This window comes from Alteromonas sp. ALT199 (assembly GCF_018619335.1).
GTDB lineage: Bacteria > Pseudomonadota > Gammaproteobacteria > Enterobacterales > Alteromonadaceae > Alteromonas.
In genome coordinates this window covers 30,174-45,785 of record NZ_JAHHDX010000127.1, presented here as the reverse complement: position 1 = coordinate 45,785, position 15,612 = coordinate 30,174, and the positions used below count along the sequence as shown (strand labels likewise).

The following is a 15,612-nucleotide window of genomic DNA, read 5'->3' as shown; positions in this document are numbered from 1 at the left end:
GGAACAGGCTCTGCTTCTAACAAAGCGCTCAAGTTCACTCCCTTCGGTCGCTGGAACGCTAACACGCGGGCTGACTCACTTCGTTCGGATTTTAGCCCACGCGCTAGCGCCCCTTAGCTTAAAGTTAAATGCCACAAGGAAGCAGCATGTTTAAACTTTTTTGGTCTTTTATTTTAGTTATTTCTCTGTCATGCGTGTCAGCACATGCTAGTGAAACAACAGTTGATTTGAACGAAAACACAGTAATTTATCACGGTAAATTATCGCCATCAGCAAATCAGAAACTTCTTTCAATTCTGAACAATGCAAAGAGTAAAGTTGAATGGCTGTCTATAACTTCCGAAGGCGGTGAAATCAATCATGGAATGGATCTTGGTAATATTGTTCATGACTATGATTTGAAGCTTGAGGTCAATGATTATTGTCTCTCATCATGTGCCAACTACGTTTTTTCTGCAGCAAATCATCACAGGATTTCGAATCACGCAGTTATTGGTTTCCATGGTGGTACAACCGGAATGGAGAAAGAAATAACATCGTTTATTGATGCTCTTCCTGAAGAAGAGCGGGAATCAACAAAGCAGAACTTAGAAAAATATATGAAGTTAGCTGTAATTCGTGAGCGAAACTTCTTCGAAAAAATTGGTGTGGACCAGAAAATAACAACACTAGGGCAATCTTCCGAATATAAAGAGTTCGCCGAGAAAGAAGACTTTATCGGCTGGTACTATTCACTCGAAGGGCTTGCTACGCTGGGCGTTTCTAACATTGATGTGGTAAACCCTCCTTGGTCATATCAACATTTAAGCGAAAAAACTAAGTTTTTCAAAGTCAGAGTAGGCGGCATTTAACAATCACATTAAGCCGCTCGCAGGCTCGCTGGGACAGTAACACGTAGGCTCTGTCGCTCCGCTCCTAATTTTAGCCCACGTATTACTGCCCCTTATGTGGAAGTTATGCGCCAAAGCGTACAGGATTTACATCCATACTTTTATGAAGGATTCTTATGATCAGAATTTCCTGACTGCCCGTTTGTTTGTAGAAAATCACATGGCTACCTTGAGGGAATTTTCTGTATCCATCTCTTATTTCGTCGCAGTTTTTACCAATATCAGGATTTTCAGACAACATCCAAAATGAATCGTCGAATTGTTTAAGATATACATTACGCTGTTCTCGGCCCCACTTCCGTTGCGTAAACAATGCAATATCTTTTAGATCTGATTTTGCTAGTACGGTTAACTTAAACGGTTTCACTCTTTTAATTCACCATCTAGTTCTGATATCAGATGCTCAAGGTCGTATTCAGCTTCGCCGCTTTCTTCACCTGCTACAAGTAATTGACGCAGAGTGTTTAATTTGGTTTCCTGTGTTTCTAGCAAGCGAAGAGCTGAACGAATCACCTCACTTGCTGAACCATACCTACCAGTTTGAATTTGGCTAGCAATAAAGCCATCGAAATGGTCTCCAAGGGTAATGCTGGTGTTTTTAGCCATCTGATTTCTCCAAGTACCAATATATACCTAATTATGGTACTTGCGCGTTGTAAGTCAATAGCGCATAACAATCACATTAAGCCGCTCGCGGGCTCGCTGGGACAATAATACATAGGCTCCCTGCGCTTCGCTTAGTATTTTAGCCTACGTGTTATTGCCCGTTATGCGGGTGTTATACGCAATTGGTCAGAATAACTTTTTAACATCGCGATAAAAATTTTCATGAGATCCAAGTGCAATCAACTCAAGTATTACAGTGCCATCCTCGTAGCTGTAACCAAGTAAAGTTAACTGCTTGACCATCTTGAATTTGTGCACGCGAAGAAAGGCTAGGTCGCCTTTTTTCTGCTCACCTAGAAGAGGATCGTCCATCAACTCCTTAACAGCTTTATCCAAGTCTTTTTTCTGATTCTTATGTAACTTCTTTACTGCTCTCTTAAAATTAGCTGTCTGTAAAACACTCGTAATCTTAGCCAAAATCGTAAGGCTCCAATTTTCCTGCCTCTTTTTCCGCTTTGGAAATAATTGCCTGTTTCACAAATTCGTATGGTAAATCAGGATTATCTTCCATCATTTCACCTATTTTTGCCCAGTGCTCAATCTGTTTTGGCATAGTTCGGTTTAGTGCTTTGCCCATAATGGTAGCTTTCTCGACTAGATCTTGGTCTAGTCTTACGCTCGCGGTTGCCATAATATGTCTCCTAATCGTTCATTATCACATTGTAGCAATGCGCTACAGGTGTGGCAAATTGCGTATAACAAACGCATCAACACTCGCTACGCTTATGTGGACTCCCCATAGTCAACAACTATTTTTACCATTCAAGATGTAATGCGTGCTTATGTACGAGCTCATAATGGGAAGCTATCCCGGCTCTATGATATTTACGCGAACTTGATGCCACATCTCGCTGGCGGGCTTTTATGCCCTGAGCGCAGCACTGGCTTACCAAGCTGATTTTTATCTCGTATGGCGCATTTAGTTGTTAACTTAAAACTAAGCAGCTAATAACTCTGCTTTATATTCAGTTCCGTTGCGTAGCAACGAAAATGCCGTTCTAACTGTTTTGTTGGCCAGCGCCACAGCAGCGCACCGTTTACCTCGCCGCTCTACTAACCCTTTAATCCATTCATCTTTCTTGGTTCGTGAATCACGTTTAACTGCCTGGTTTACTGCTGACATCGCACCTGCAACCAAGTTAGCGCGCAATGACGAATTCCGGATATTTTTACCTATAGAACCCAAGCGCACTTTTCCACCTGAAGAATGTTGTATTGGCGTTAAACCAATACACGCAGCAGCGTCTCGCGCTTTTTTGAAAACACCCAACTCACAGCAACCTAGCGCTATGTACAGGTTAACCGCATTTGTCGGGCCAACACCTTCTATCTTCATGAGATTTTTGCAAGCTTCTGATGCTCTGCTGGCTCTAGCTACACTCTGTTCGTAGTGCTTCACGAGTTCTATACTCTTAAGGTATTGATGCCATGCCGTGTGTAATGCATCTCTGAATATCGCGCTAAATCCATTTTCTGCATCTTCTAATATCGACTGTATTGCACTGTTCAACCCCGTATCTGTTGGTGATAACTTAATGTTGAACTCTAAAAGTAACGAACAAAGTTGATTCCCGTAAGCAACTTTATGCTTTACTGATAGTTGATGCATACGAACAAGCGATTGAAGCTCTTGCTGCTCCTTAGACTTCCCGCTAATAAATTTCACGTTACTAAGTTGTGATGCCTGTAAAACCGCCTCGGCATCATTCTTATCAGTCTTTTGGTTTTGACGAATATTCGATACAAGCTTAGCTGATATTAAACGGGCATCATGCCCGTATTCACGCGCACATTGATACCAATAATTTGACGTTGCACACGCTTCGAAAACAACTGTCATTGGCTTTTGAGTGGCTAGCCAATTAGAAAAAGCGGTGGGCGTCATCGCCATATTGCGAATTATTTTATTCGATTTAGCAACGCAAACTTGAATCTCTTTTTTTGCGAAATCTACACCAGTGAGCATATTATACATACATGGACTCCTACCTAACCTTTGTGTGTGACAACGTAAATGTTAGACCAACCTATTAGGTTGGGGAGTCCAATTATCTCGCTAGGGACAAAAACACGTAGGCTCCCTTCGCTTCGCTCAGTATTGTAGCCTACGTATTTTTGACCGTTATGCGGGAAGTTAGACACTTGTCATGGATATCACATTAACAGATCCCGCTATACCTCTCTTTCATTTTGAGGTCATCAGAAATGTTTCCATTGCAGCGGCATTTTTAAGTGTTGTTGTTGGCCTAATTTATAAGGTTAAATACGATACAGCTTTGAGCTTATATAAAATCATTTTGTTTTCTCCTGTGGTACCAATATTGTGTACATACTATGGTTACAAACAATATCTTGACGTTTTTTACGCTCTACATAACAAAGGGAGTCGGACTGTCGAATTACACTATGTATACCCTGCGAATAAGCGCATGGTATTGGAATATCCAAAATCAACTTTCGATCCGGATGGCAGAAGCCAAAGCTGTAGGCTAGTTTTCAGAAAAAATGGAGAAAAATATAGTAGTGCTAGGGCTAATGACGTATCTACATGCAAACAAATTTCGAGATCGCTTTAGGTACCTATCTAACAAACAACTGTTAGAACTCACTACGTTCGCTGGGACGCATACTCGTGCGCAGCTTCGCCATTATTCCCCACGCAACTGCGCCACTTAGCTTAATGTTATGCGCTCAAAAAATTACGCCGGCAATCCGTAACCCCTAAGGTTACAATAGAGTCATGATTAAGAGTTTTATACATAAAGGCCTTCAAAGTTTTACGCTAAAGGAACCACGTCAGGCATTCAGAAAAAGCACGAGAATAAGCTTCGTCTTATTCTGTCGAATCTTGATCAAGCCGAAACACCTGATGACATGGATTTACCAGGACTTTATATACATAAACTCGAAGGTAACAGAAGTGATATTTGGTCTGTCCTGGTAAGTGGAAGCTGGAGAGTAACATACCGCTTTGTTGGACGAAATGTCGAAATCGTTAATTATGAGGATTATCACTAATGAATATGCATAACCCTGCGCATCCCGGTTAGATACTCAAAGATCTTGTTATTGATGCTCTAGAACTGACCATTACTAATGTAGTGCAACGATTTAGATGTGAGCCGTAAAACATTATCGAAAGTTCTTAATGGTAAAGAGGCTATCACCCCAGAGATGGCTCTTCGTCTTGAACTCGTTTTCGGTAAACCTTCTGCAGCCCATTGGCTTCGTTTGCAGAAGCTCGCAGCGCTAGAGTCTAGTGCGGTAAAAAGCATCAGTAGGGAAGAGATAGAAAAGGATATTAATTAAAAGATGCTGCCTGTTTCCTTTCACCCAGAGGTTAAAAGGGAATTAAAAGAGTCGTTTTATTGGTATCAAGAGTAGTCGCAGGGGTTGGGTCACGAATTTATCCAAGAGCTTCAGGAAACCATTGATTCAGTTAGCTCTTTGCCATCGGCATGACAGAAATGAGACAAACTCATCGTCGCTTTGTCTTAAGCAGGTACCCATACTCTATTATTTATGAAATTATCGAAAACAGGGAAATTAATGTGGTGGCTATTATGCACAACCACCGAAAACAAGGGTATTGGTGCGTCTTATTTACATGCCACATACAAATAAATTATGGCCGCCCAACAAGTTGGGCTGGGACGCGCAAACAACGCACGCTTCATATTGAAGCGTTATGTGTTACGAGAAACAATAGAGGAAAAATGAGAAGGATCATATTTTTGGCTTGTGCCATAGCACTATCAGCTTGTAATTCAACTCCGGACGGTAAGAGTAACGAAATACAACCAATTGATTTTGTAGGTAACAAAAAGTCCCTTGAAAAAATGTGGATTGTTTCGAAAAACGACTACCCTATATACCCTATAGATGCAGCTTGGAAAGGCATAAGTGGTTGTGTCGATTTTTCATTTGTGATCAGCAGTGAAGGGAAAGCACAAAACATCCAAGTTATTAAGGCTATTCCTGACTCTACTTTTATCCGCTCAGCAACAAAATCACTTAAAAATTTCAGATGGCAGCCTACGGAATTAAACGATGAACGCCAGCCTGCAGTTACAACTTTGCAGCTCGATTTCAGTACCCCCCCAGTAATGAAGGTTGCAGAATGTATAGTAGGCGACACATAGAAAACCACTAAAGTCGCTCAGGGGCTCACTGGGACAGTAACACGTGGGCTGGCTCGCTTCGCTCGGATTTTAGCCCATGTTCTAGCGGACTAAAGCTCAGCGTTATAATTAATTTTAGGATTTAATCTCAATGGAAGACATAGCAATAAAAGTTCAGCGTTCTACAATATTAATCAAAGTAGCTATGGCGATCCTGATATTTGTAGAAGTAATGTCCTTTCAAAGAACTAACACACTCAACTTCGGCTCAATAGCTATGACATTAGGTGCCTTATGTTTATTACGTGGGTTGCTGTTATCACCCTATATGTTAAGCAAACCAGTAAAGATTTGGTTTAAACAAAATGTGGGCTTCAATACAAATAGTCATAAGTATTTTGTTCTTTCTTTTATACTTATTTCGATTGGTTTAGTTAGGTACGTATAACAAATAAATCAAGCTCACTCGGATTTTAGCTCACATGTCTGCGCCCTTTATTTCAACGTTATACACACAAGGAAGATTATGCATAATCTCTTGTTTTTATTAGCTTTTTACTTCTATCGCTTGCTGCCAATTCAGCTCTCTCTGAGGGAGAACTGAAGCAACTAGCGACAAAGTTTGTAGAAGCCAAAAATGCTCGACAGCAACCTGATACTACAATTCAGGATATTGATGCTTTTATTAGTTTAATTGCAGACGAATTCGTCGATGAACATGTAAAATTTAAAGTAACGATTACGGAAAAGTCCGCTTTACGTGAAGGTATGATTGCCATTGCGCCTAGCTCTGTTGTTTGGGCCGGTATTTTGAAAGATTGGAGTAAAGTACCTAGATCGAGCTGGACTCACAACGGAAAGGACTTAGCATTTGTTCCTTTCAATCCGTCGGGCGAAGTCAATGGTTTGCTAGATCTTTATACACAATCTTTAGAAAACCGTTCGGACAGCGGTGACGCTAATATTCCGGTACAGGATATCAGTGCTAATGTTGTGTTAATGACTGGCGAAAACGATGAGATTTGGCCATCGCCAACGATGGCTGACACAGTATGTGAGAGGATAAATGCACGCACTGAAAAGAAATGTAAGCACATAAATTATCAAGGCGCAGACCATTTGCTTAACTATGAGTTCTTAAAAAGTGGTAGCGATATGAACCAAACCTTTATTAAGATGCTCGATAACCACTAGCCAGTTTCTTTAACAAATAGAATGATATGACCCTTGATGAATTCAATCACTTTTGCAATGCACTGCCCCACTCTACTCATGTTGTTCAGTGGGGAAATTCAGAAGTATGGAAAATAGGTGGAAAAGTCTTTGCTATAGGGAGTATTGGCAAGGACGGACATCCTGCTTTTACTTTTAAAACGTCTGAACAAAACTATTATTTTTTGGAAGAAAAACCTGGCTACAGGCCTGCGCCTTATCTTGCTAGTCGAGGGATGAAGTGGATACAGCAGTACAGTTGCGAAAACGATGAGGATGAGGCGTTAGAATATTACTTAAGCGCGTCGTTTAAGCTAGTTTCGTTAGGATTAACCAAGAAAATGCAAAAAGAGCTTGGTTTAATTCAACCTCAATAAAGGGCGCTTACACCATGTCGAAACCAAAAGGCTTTACACAAAATGTTCGCCCTCATGTAGAAGCAGAACTAGCGCTGGCTCGTAAAGAACAAAATCAAAACAACCAGCAGAGTGCTTTTACACACTTAGAAAATGCCCATGTTCTTGGTCAAGCCTCTACAAGGCTGCACGTTAAAGTACATGTTCAAATGCTTTTATGGGCAGTGAAGACAGGCAGTTTACGTGAGTTTCTTGGTCAGCTTTTCAGAATAGCAGGCGCAGCCACGAAAACTATTTTTGGGCTAGTACCTCATGGAAATACAGGCGGGGCTAACGTTAGTCCATTTAAAGTAATGCCAATTAAACCGAATCTTGCAAGAATATTAAAAAAAGCGCGCTCGTATGAAAATTAAGATTAACGTTGTTGATGCATTTACCAATGTAAGGTTTAAAGGCAACCCTGCTGCCGTTGTTATAACGGGTAAATGGCTCAGCGATGAAAAAATGCAAGAAATCGCTGCTGAAAATAATCTTTCAGAAACCGCATTTTTGGTAGAAGACGACAGCGGCGTATTTGTTATACGCTGGTTCTCTCCCATAACGGAAATCGACTTTTGTGGTCACGCGACGCTGGCGTCCGCATTCGTTATTTTTAGCGATAATTACCAGTTACCGCACATTTCTGTTTTTGCCAAGTCGGTGGGTATGATGAAAGTCGTTAAGAAAGACAACGGATTCATGCAAATGGACTTCCCTAATAGAATACCTCACCCAGTTGATGACGTGCCTGAAGCATTACTGAGAGGGCTTTCTATCAAACCCAAAACCATATTAAAAAACGATCAAGCTTATTTTGCCGTCTACGCTGATGAGAACGATGTTTTAAGCGTAATTCAAGACAGCGAAAAACTTAAAACACTTGCGCCTTATGATGTGGTAGTGACAGCACCGGGTACGCAATTTGACTTTGTATCCCGTTATTTTTGGCCTGCGAACGGTGGTGATGAAGACCCAGTAACCGGTTCAATTCACACGGGATTAGCACCCTATTGGGCAAAAGTGTTTGGTCGGTCAAAACTTACGGCTTATCAAGCGTCTAAACGAGGTGGTACAGTGAAGTGTGAAGTAGCAGGTGACCGCGTGCTCATTTCTGGCCAAGCGGTTTCTTACCTTGAAGGTTACATTACTATCTAACAATTTAGAGAATAAAGCTTTAGAAGGAACTATATAAATGCAAAAAGTCGTTGAATTTAAAACTCGTAACTTTTGGTCTAGCCAACTTAATTTAGACACCCTTAACGAAGAAATTAAAAAGTACAACAATTAGGGCTGACGTGTTACTCAAGTAACACCAGCGGCGTCGTTTTCCGCACATGTTCGTTCGGTATTACTCCTTCTTGAAAAATCGAATGGTTAAAAGTAGAAACTAGAAAGAGCCGACCATTCTATTTGCACTCCCTAGCGCAAACAAAAAAGCGGAAGATATTTAACCTTCCGCTTTCACTCACTCAACAACACACTGCTGTATCTTGTTCTATCTACGCAAACGCAGCATTAGCGCCCTACTGCAATGCCTTCCCTGCGAGGGTCTGCACCGCCAATTAGCTTGCCCGACTTAAACTGAATTCCGTGAAGCCCGCTGTTCAAATCTACTACTTTAACCTTGTGGCCAAGCGCCTTTAATGATTCTTCAAGCTCGGCTATCGGCGTGCCCTTCTCTAACGCCGTATAGTCATTCCTATTGGTTATTTTAGGTAAGTTGATGGCCTGTTGAATATCCAAACCAAAGTCTAAAACACCAATTAGGGTTTGAGCGACATAGCTTACAATTCTAGAGCCGCCCGGCGAGCCGACAACAACTTCTAGGTTCCCTTCTTTGTCGAACACCATTGTAGGGCTCATTGCGCTTCTTGGTCGCTTACCAGGCTCTACGCGATTTGGCACAGGGAAACGGTTTTTAGTCGGAGAAAATGAAAAGTCGGTAAGCTGATTATTAAGCAAGAAACCGTCTACCATAATTCCAGAACCAAACATAAACTCTATGCTAGTTGTCATAGATACTGCATTGCCTTCTTTGTCCACGATAGAGACGTGTGACGTGTTTGGCAGCTCCATTGATGTACCAAGCGCTACGTTCGCGTCAGCGTACGGACTACCAGCACGTTTGCGACGCCACTCTTTATCAACGGCAATATTCTCAGCACGGCGCTCAAGATAGGCGGTGTTGATCATGGCCGCAAACGGCAGGTTAGTAAAATCACTATCTGCTATAAACTTCTCTCGATCAGCGTATGAAAGCGCACTCGCCTGCGTGTACAAATTTGCAAACTCTACTGAATCCGGCGCGTATTGGCTAAGATCAAAGCCTTCTAGCATTTTTAAAATCTGATAGACGTTCACGCCACCAGAACTCGGGGGAGCCATGCCACAAATACGCTTCTCGTGATAGAGCCCGCAAACAGGTTCACGTTTAACAGGCTCGTAGCTTGCTAAATCTTCCAAAGTCATTTGACCTGGATTTATCTCAGCGCCATTAACCGCTTTTACGATTTTTTCAGCAACCTCTCCCTTCAGTAAATAGTCACTGCCCTTTTCAGCAATACCCTTTAACGTCTTGGCGAGCTTTTTGTTTTTCTTAACCGTACCTTCTTTTAAAGGAAGTCCTGCTGGGAAGAAATAGGTCGAACTTGCGGGAAAGGTTTTAAGACCGGGGTGATAGTCTAATGCCACCAGCTTAGCTAAACGTGGCGATACTTTAAAACCATCTTCAGCTGTCTTGATTGTATCGTCGAACAGCGTATTCCAAGGCAGCTTGCCGAACTCGCCTTGAGCCATTTCTAACGCTTTTACTGCACCGGGCACGCCAACTGACTTACCGCCAACTACGGCGTCTAACCAGCGCATAGGCTTATTACCCTCAATGAACCAATGAGAGTTTACCGCTTTTGGTGCTGTTTCACGCCCGTCGAAGGTATGAAGTACTTTGTTCTTGTTATCCCAATATAAAATGAAAGCGCCACCACCAATACCTGATGATTGTGGTTCAACAAGAGAAAGCATTGATTGTACGGCCACCGCCGCATCAATTGCACTTCCGCCCTTTTCTAAAATATTCTTCCCGGCCCAAGACGCATAAGGGTTTGCCGCCACAACCATGTAGTCTTCGGCTTCAAAGGCCTTTTTCTCTACGTAGCCTGTGGCCGCTTCTGGCTCACCCACTTCGCGAGCTTGTTTAGCGTTAGCTCCAAAAATGAAGCAACTAGATAATGCAAGAGTAACTACTGAAGCTCTGAAAAAAGCACTGCGTCTCAAAATGATACTTCCTCTTATTTAAATTTTTCGGGGTTAATGGGGCGTTTCTTAAGAAACGCATCAAACGCTTCTTGGGCTGCAGTTGTACCTAACGCTTCTAAAAATATATCAAACTCTTCATTCATTTGTTGGTTTGTTCGTTCCCCATCGCCTTTTAATAGTGCTTTAGTCTGTCTAAGCGAGAATGAAGGCTTAGCAATGAGTTTGTCTACCGTAGATTGAACAGTTTGATCTATTTCCTGTGCATCGACAATTTTTGTCAATATACCAAATTGATAAGCATCGACAGAGGTAAAGGGTTCTCCCAGCATAAGCCACTCTGCCGCTTTGATATGACCTGCAACCTTAGGCAAAAGATAACTTGATGCATACTCGGGAACAAGCCCTAAGTTGATGAACGGTAGAACAAATCGGGTATCTGGTGTCGCGTATACAAAATCGCAGTGAAGTAAAAGCGTTGTGCCTATGCCCACCGCCAAGCCGTGAACTTGTGCAATAACCGGTAAGCTACATGCGGCTAGTGCACGCATAAACGCTGCCGTCTCAGGCACTTGAGCACCATCTTGTTGCTGCGCAAAGTCGCCAATATCATTTCCTGCGGTAAAACAATCGCCGGCACCTTTAATCACCACCGCCTTAGTTGAGCCATCATTTTTAACGCCTAAAATAGCATTTGCCATTTCTTGGTACATGTCGCGCGTTAACGCATTTTTCTTGTCGGTACGGTTAAGTGTAATAGTTAAGCACTGCTGATTATTTTCGGTAATGATGTAAGACATAATCACTCCTTTACTGTCATCTTTTTTATTTCAGGTGTACTTCAGTTTTCACCCAGTAAGCAATTTCTGTATCATAGCCAGCAAATTCTAAATTCAAAAATAACTAACACTGATGATGTCACTGCCGTTTTCGCTTAAGTATAGTGCGGGCCCCCTTTTTATTGCGCTATGCTCTGTTGTCGCGTTTTTCTTTGAGCCTATGTCTGGCAATTATTTGGCTTACGACAGGTATGCCATTCAAGGCCTGGAGACGTGGCGTATAGTCAGCGGCAATATCGTTCACACTAATGTGTACCACCTACTTTTAAATTTAGCAGGTCTGGCGCTGTTGTGGGCCCTACACGGCGAGCATTATCGCATTGGGTTGTACTTAAAAGTTTTCGTGTGGTGCTGCTTAGGAACCAGTATCGGTCTTTATTTCTTCTCTCCAGATCTGATTTGGTACGCAGGTTTGTCTGGCGCGTTACACGGTATTTTCGCGTGGGGTGCTTGTGTGGATATTAAAGAAAAGATGAAGTCAGGTTGGTTGTTACTTATTGGTTTAGCCATAAAAGTGGGATACGAGCAAGTTGACGGTAGTAGTAAACAAGTCGCAAATCTTATTGATGCAAAAGTTGCCGTAGATGCACATTTATTTGGTGCGCTGACCGGTATTGCGATCTTTTTACTTATGTTTGTTACGGCGAAAAGAAAATAAACCGCTGGCGATGTAACAGCGTTCGTTCTATGCATATAGACTCTTTAAGACGGATAGAAAATAGATAAGCCACCGAACAAAAAACAAAAAGGCCCGAGTTCAACTGAACTCGGGCCTTTTTGTAGCGTTCGTATAGACCACATTGGGAACAACCCAGTGTATTTTAGACTTTTAGTTGTTTACGCACGAAGGTTCACTTATAAGTTTTCTTCAAATAGCTTATAGATACGACGGTATTCATCTAGCCAAGAGCTTGGCTGCACAAAGCCATGAGGTTCTACCGGATAAATGGCCGTTTCAAAATCTTCCTTCTCTAGCTCAATAAGACGCTGTACCAATCGCACTGTGTCGTGGAAAAACACATTGTCATCAACCATAGGCGCGTTAATAAGCAACGGTTTTTCTAGCCCATCTGCGAAATAAATTGGCGAGCTGCGCTCAAACGCGATGGGGTCTATATCTGGCGTATTGAGAATGTTGGCCGTATATGGCGTGTTGTAGTGCGCCCAGTCGGTTACCGGGCGAAGTGCAGCACCTGCAGCAAACAAATCTGGCGCGGTAAACATAGACATAAAGGTTAAGAAGCCGCCGTATGAACCACCATACGTGCCAATACGCTCACGGTCTACATTGGCATTTTCGACAAGCCAGTTAACACCGTCATGCAAATCCTGTACTTCAGGTGTACCCATTTGGCGATAAATAGCGGTGCGCCAATCGCGTCCATAGCCAGCACTTGCGCGGTAGTCCATATCAAGTACAACGTAGCCTTTCTGCACTAGCATACTGTGGAACATGTATTCTCTAAAATAACCAGACCAACCCATGTGGGCGTTTTGCAAATAGCCTGCGCCGTGGTTAAACACAACCGCTTTATTTGGTGCTGTCTTGTCGTAATTCTCTGGAAGATATACGCGTGCGTAAATAGGTGCATCGGTATGCGACGATTCAATAGCAACGATGTTAGGTACCGCCCAAGGGAGTGCGTTGAAGCAGCACTGGTGCTCTGGGTTATTTGCTTTGCCGCGGTAGTTTCATCAACCGGCTTAACATAAAGCTCTTGTGGCTGATTCACTTTACTATGGCTTAATAGCAAGTTTTTGCCATCAGGGCTAAGTGAATAGTCGGTCATACCATTCAAATCAGTCATGGTGTCGATGGTATTGTTGCTTAAATCAGCACGATAAACTTCGTAAAGCCCCGGGTGCTCCATGTTAGCTTTGAAGTAGATATAGTTGTCATCGCTAGAAAGAGTTAAATCGTCAACGATAAAACGGCCGCTGGTGAGCGCGACAGGTTTTTCGCCTGGCTTTTGAACATATAAATGCGAGTAACCTGTATGCTCAGATTGATAGTAAAGCGTCTCGCTGTCATTTAGCCAATCAAACGCGTTGAAACGGTAGTTTACCCACGCGTCATCATGAAGCCTATGCTGGTTTTCTAGCGTTTTGTTTGCTAAGTCCACCGTGGCAATCCAGCGGTCTTTGTTGTCCCACGCTTCAAGCATGACCGCTACGGCGTTACCGTTTTTGTGCCAGCGAATAGAAGGCTTGGTCCAGTACCAGCTTTGCAATAAGGTAATGTCGCGCGGCAAACGATTTACTTCGTAGGTCGCGCCTTTTACCTCTGCGTTTTCTGCTTTTACTGTGGCAAGTACATCGTCATTATAACCAGGCAAATTGAAGTATTTTAGTTCACTTTTTTCGCCTGTTTTTAAATTCAATAGCCAAAGTGTATGGTTTACCGACTCTGCATCAGCTACACGTTGGCGCACAGGTTTCGCAGCAATGCGGCTGTCTTCTTGAATATAATGCGGCATGATGTCGCTGTCATCACGGGTAGGCTTGCTTTCAGTGGTTGCAACTACTGCGAACTTGCCCGCAGGCGATACGCTGATCCCCGCTAGTCGGTGCGACTTATCAAAGTAAAATGGCGTAGGTGCTACGCTCTCATTTGCTTTAGCCAGCGCCTTTTGTGCATTTTCTTTATCTTCTTTGTTTTTTCGCTGCAGTTTGATGTATTCCACCAGCGACTGCTGTTGCTCGGCAATATAGTCTTTAGGTGGCTCAATCGCTTTGGGCTCGTCGCTAAATTGCCAGCTAAGCAATTCTTCGCGCGTACCGTTAGATAGGTCGATAGCAATGAACTTGTTACCGCTTAACGCCATTAAGCGACCATCAGTCATAAATGAAAGTGTCGATAGCGCGTTACCACCGCGAGCAATACGCACGGTTTCACCATTTGTAAATTGCACATAAACACTGTCTTCAAATGAATAGGCAATAACCCCGTCGTCCCTTACTACACGTTCGTCAAAACGGTACTTGTGTAAATCTGATAACGGTGATTTTACCGCATTTGCAGGGTTAGAAAGGTCTGCAACATAAACATCTTTCAGTGCACTGTTTTGTTTTTCTTTTTCAAAAACAATTTTATCGCCGTTTACCGACCACCCCATACTTTCAGGCAAGGCGCCAATCCATTGAGGGTCGGACATTATTTGCTTTAAAGTAATTTCACCTTTTTGCGCGCTGGTCTGAGGCGCAACATCTGGTGCAACGGTTTGCTGAACTGCGGCAGCAGGAAGCGATGTAGACGTTACTTGGCTAGATGGTTCGTTAGTGGTGCTTGCACATCCACCCAACGCAAAGGTAACGCTAGCCGCAATGAGTAAAGAAGAGTATTTTTTCATTATTTTAAGTCGTTGTTATGTAAAAAACGTTAACATTATACGCAGAGCAATGGCTAAAGCGCTAACGTTCATCGATTGTGATAGTGAACCAAACGTAAAGCAACCGCGTTTATGGTGTTGAATATTTGGTCATTCGACCTAAACAAAATAACAAAAATTAACTGATGAGGTAAAACAAGATGAAAGCAAAAGCTATTGTACCGGCGTTGATTGCGCTTAGCTTTTTTACTACTTCAAGTATCGCGAACGAATGCCCTAGCGTACTAAAATTCATGAAGCGTAAACTTAACTCCCAAGAAACGGTGAATTTGTGTAGTGAATATGCGGGAAAGACAATATTGGTTGTGAACACTGCCAGCTATTGCGGTTTCACTCCACAGTTTGAAGGGTTAGAAGCGCTATACAGCGACTATAAAGATAAAGATTTTGTTGTACTTGGTTTCCCTTCACACGACTTCAATCAAGAAGATAGCGATGAAGGTAAAACGGCAGAGCTATGTGAATTAACCTATGGCGTGAAGTTTCCTATGTTTGAACCTATCTCTGTGAAAGGTGACGACGCAGACCCTATGTATCGAATGCTTAAAACTGCCACTGGCAAAGCGCCCTCTTGGAATTTCAATAAATACTTGATTGACAGCACAGGTAAACAAATCACTCACTACCCTAGTTCAACTAAGCCTACTGATCCTACTTTCATTGCCGATGTTGAAGCACTTATCAAGGGTGAATAGGTATTCGATTATTCATTCTTGTTTAATTCAAAAGAATACCCGCACGAAGTTCTGCACATAAAAAAGCCCCACCTAATAGGCGGGGCAATCAAGCACACTCAACTTGGAACACACTTTTAGCTGAAAACATACTTCCTACGTTTTAGCTAACTG

At 42.6% G+C, this 15,612-nt stretch carries 17 protein-coding genes and 1 pseudogene; 10 read left to right on the top strand and 8 right to left on the bottom strand.

Translation table 11 applies throughout. The features are described 5' to 3' along the window. The first annotated feature begins 146 nt into the window (after positions 1-146). The gene (locus KL866_RS14270; protein WP_214995609.1) at positions 147-851 is read left to right on the top strand and encodes a hypothetical protein; all 705 of its coding nucleotides are present in this window, start codon (positions 147-149) and stop codon (positions 849-851) included. 103 nt (positions 852-954) lie between these two features. Here the strand turns inward: KL866_RS14270 and KL866_RS14265 are convergent, their stop codons facing one another. From KL866_RS14265 to KL866_RS14245, 5 genes are all read right to left on the bottom strand, one after another. Next, complete coding sequence (locus KL866_RS14265; protein ID WP_025255423.1) at positions 955-1,257, bottom strand: type II toxin-antitoxin system RelE/ParE family toxin; 303 nt, start codon at positions 1,255-1,257, stop codon at positions 955-957. Further along, a complete protein-coding gene (locus tag KL866_RS14260; protein WP_014978218.1) occupies positions 1,254-1,496 on the bottom strand; it encodes a type II toxin-antitoxin system ParD family antitoxin in 243 nt (80 codons plus the stop codon). The genes KL866_RS14265 and KL866_RS14260 overlap by 4 nt, the downstream gene beginning before the upstream one ends. 186 nt (positions 1,497-1,682) lie before the next feature. Next, positions 1,683-1,973, bottom strand: coding sequence for a type II toxin-antitoxin system RelE/ParE family toxin (locus KL866_RS14255; RefSeq protein ID WP_025255425.1), 291 nt, complete (start codon positions 1,971-1,973; stop codon positions 1,683-1,685). Continuing rightward, positions 1,966-2,187: a TA system antitoxin ParD family protein gene (locus tag KL866_RS14250; protein ID WP_012518669.1), complete on the bottom strand. Its 222-nt coding sequence runs from the start codon at positions 2,185-2,187 to the stop codon at positions 1,966-1,968. The genes KL866_RS14255 and KL866_RS14250 overlap by 8 nt, the downstream gene beginning before the upstream one ends. A gap of 306 nt (positions 2,188-2,493) precedes the next feature. Beyond that, a complete protein-coding gene (locus KL866_RS14245; protein WP_214995607.1) occupies positions 2,494-3,531 on the bottom strand; it encodes an IS110 family transposase in 1,038 nt (345 codons plus the stop codon). 827 nt (positions 3,532-4,358) lie between these two features. On the opposite strand from KL866_RS14245, the gene KL866_RS14240 reads away from it, so the two are divergent. The 7 genes from KL866_RS14240 (at position 4,359) to KL866_RS14210 (ending at position 8,439) form a co-directional block, all read left to right on the top strand. Then, entirely contained in the window at positions 4,359-4,574 is a 216-nt protein-coding gene (locus KL866_RS14240) for a type II toxin-antitoxin system RelE/ParE family toxin (protein ID WP_409173989.1), read from the top strand. A gap of 99 nt (positions 4,575-4,673) precedes the next feature. Next, positions 4,674-4,865, top strand: a complete 192-nt coding sequence (locus KL866_RS20345; RefSeq protein ID WP_311236155.1) for a hypothetical protein — start codon at positions 4,674-4,676, stop codon at positions 4,863-4,865. Positions 4,866-5,023: 158 nt separating this feature from the next. Then, positions 5,024-5,698 carry an energy transducer TonB gene (locus KL866_RS20340; RefSeq protein WP_251140071.1) on the top strand — a complete coding sequence of 225 codons (675 nt, stop codon included), beginning with the start codon at positions 5,024-5,026 and terminating at the stop codon, positions 5,696-5,698. A 747-nt stretch (positions 5,699-6,445) separates the two neighbouring features. Next, positions 6,446-6,871, top strand: a complete 426-nt coding sequence (locus KL866_RS14225) for an acyl-CoA thioester hydrolase/BAAT C-terminal domain-containing protein (RefSeq protein ID WP_251140070.1) — start codon at positions 6,446-6,448, stop codon at positions 6,869-6,871. 26 nt (positions 6,872-6,897) lie between these two features. Further along, the gene (locus KL866_RS14220) at positions 6,898-7,266 is read left to right on the top strand and encodes an MmcQ/YjbR family DNA-binding protein (protein WP_214995605.1); all 369 of its coding nucleotides are present in this window, start codon (positions 6,898-6,900) and stop codon (positions 7,264-7,266) included. 14 nt (positions 7,267-7,280) lie between these two features. Beyond that, the gene (locus KL866_RS14215) at positions 7,281-7,658 is read left to right on the top strand and encodes a DUF3703 domain-containing protein (RefSeq protein ID WP_025255431.1); all 378 of its coding nucleotides are present in this window, start codon (positions 7,281-7,283) and stop codon (positions 7,656-7,658) included. Next, entirely contained in the window at positions 7,648-8,439 is a 792-nt protein-coding gene (locus tag KL866_RS14210; RefSeq protein ID WP_214995603.1) for a PhzF family phenazine biosynthesis protein, read from the top strand. Before KL866_RS14215 ends, KL866_RS14210 begins: the two co-directional genes overlap by 11 nt. A 360-nt stretch (positions 8,440-8,799) precedes the next feature. Here the strand turns inward: KL866_RS14210 and ggt are convergent, their stop codons facing one another. Both ggt and KL866_RS14200 read right to left on the bottom strand, forming a co-directional pair. Then, positions 8,800-10,557: a gamma-glutamyltransferase gene (gene ggt / locus KL866_RS14205; RefSeq protein ID WP_214995601.1), complete on the bottom strand. Its 1,758-nt coding sequence runs from the start codon at positions 10,555-10,557 to the stop codon at positions 8,800-8,802. A 14-nt stretch (positions 10,558-10,571) separates the two neighbouring features. Continuing rightward, positions 10,572-11,336 carry an enoyl-CoA hydratase gene (locus KL866_RS14200; protein WP_214995599.1) on the bottom strand — a complete coding sequence of 255 codons (765 nt, stop codon included), beginning with the start codon at positions 11,334-11,336 and terminating at the stop codon, positions 10,572-10,574. Between the two features lie 112 nt (positions 11,337-11,448). Between KL866_RS14200 and rrtA the strand changes: the two genes are divergently transcribed. Then, positions 11,449-12,033 carry a rhombosortase gene (rrtA, locus tag KL866_RS14195; RefSeq protein WP_025255435.1) on the top strand — a complete coding sequence of 195 codons (585 nt, stop codon included), beginning with the start codon at positions 11,449-11,451 and terminating at the stop codon, positions 12,031-12,033. Between the two features lie 197 nt (positions 12,034-12,230). Here the strand turns inward: rrtA and KL866_RS14190 are convergent. Next, positions 12,231-14,725: pseudogene (locus KL866_RS14190) on the bottom strand (prolyl oligopeptidase family serine peptidase). 179 nt (positions 14,726-14,904) lie between these two features. Between KL866_RS14190 and KL866_RS14185 the strand changes: the two are divergent. Then, complete coding sequence (locus KL866_RS14185; protein WP_025255437.1) at positions 14,905-15,459, top strand: glutathione peroxidase; 555 nt, start codon at positions 14,905-14,907, stop codon at positions 15,457-15,459. Positions 15,460-15,612: the final 153 nt, after the last annotated feature.

Bases quoted from the DNA above. Each gene is read 5' to 3' on its own strand.
- KL866_RS14260 (WP_014978218.1), bottom strand. From the start codon at position 1,496: ATGGCTAAAAACACCAGCATTACCCTTGGAGACCATTTCGATGGCTTT.
- KL866_RS14185 (WP_025255437.1), top strand. From the start codon at position 14,905: ATGAAAGCAAAAGCTATTGTACCGGCGTTGATTGCGCTTAGCTTTTTT.
- KL866_RS14245 (WP_214995607.1), bottom strand. From the start codon at position 3,531: ATGTATAATATGCTCACTGGTGTAGATTTCGCAAAAAAAGAGATTCAA.
- KL866_RS14220 (WP_214995605.1), top strand. From the start codon at position 6,898: ATGACCCTTGATGAATTCAATCACTTTTGCAATGCACTGCCCCACTCT.
- KL866_RS14225 (WP_251140070.1), top strand. From the start codon at position 6,446: ATGATTGCCATTGCGCCTAGCTCTGTTGTTTGGGCCGGTATTTTGAAA.
- KL866_RS14250 (WP_012518669.1), bottom strand. From the start codon at position 2,187: ATGGCAACCGCGAGCGTAAGACTAGACCAAGATCTAGTCGAGAAAGCT.
- KL866_RS20340 (WP_251140071.1), top strand. From the start codon at position 5,024: ATGAGACAAACTCATCGTCGCTTTGTCTTAAGCAGGTACCCATACTCT.
- rrtA (WP_025255435.1), top strand. From the start codon at position 11,449: ATGATGTCACTGCCGTTTTCGCTTAAGTATAGTGCGGGCCCCCTTTTT.
- KL866_RS14270 (WP_214995609.1), top strand. From the start codon at position 147: ATGTTTAAACTTTTTTGGTCTTTTATTTTAGTTATTTCTCTGTCATGC.
- KL866_RS14200 (WP_214995599.1), bottom strand. From the start codon at position 11,336: ATGTCTTACATCATTACCGAAAATAATCAGCAGTGCTTAACTATTACA.
- KL866_RS14210 (WP_214995603.1), top strand. From the start codon at position 7,648: ATGAAAATTAAGATTAACGTTGTTGATGCATTTACCAATGTAAGGTTT.
- KL866_RS14215 (WP_025255431.1), top strand. From the start codon at position 7,281: ATGTCGAAACCAAAAGGCTTTACACAAAATGTTCGCCCTCATGTAGAA.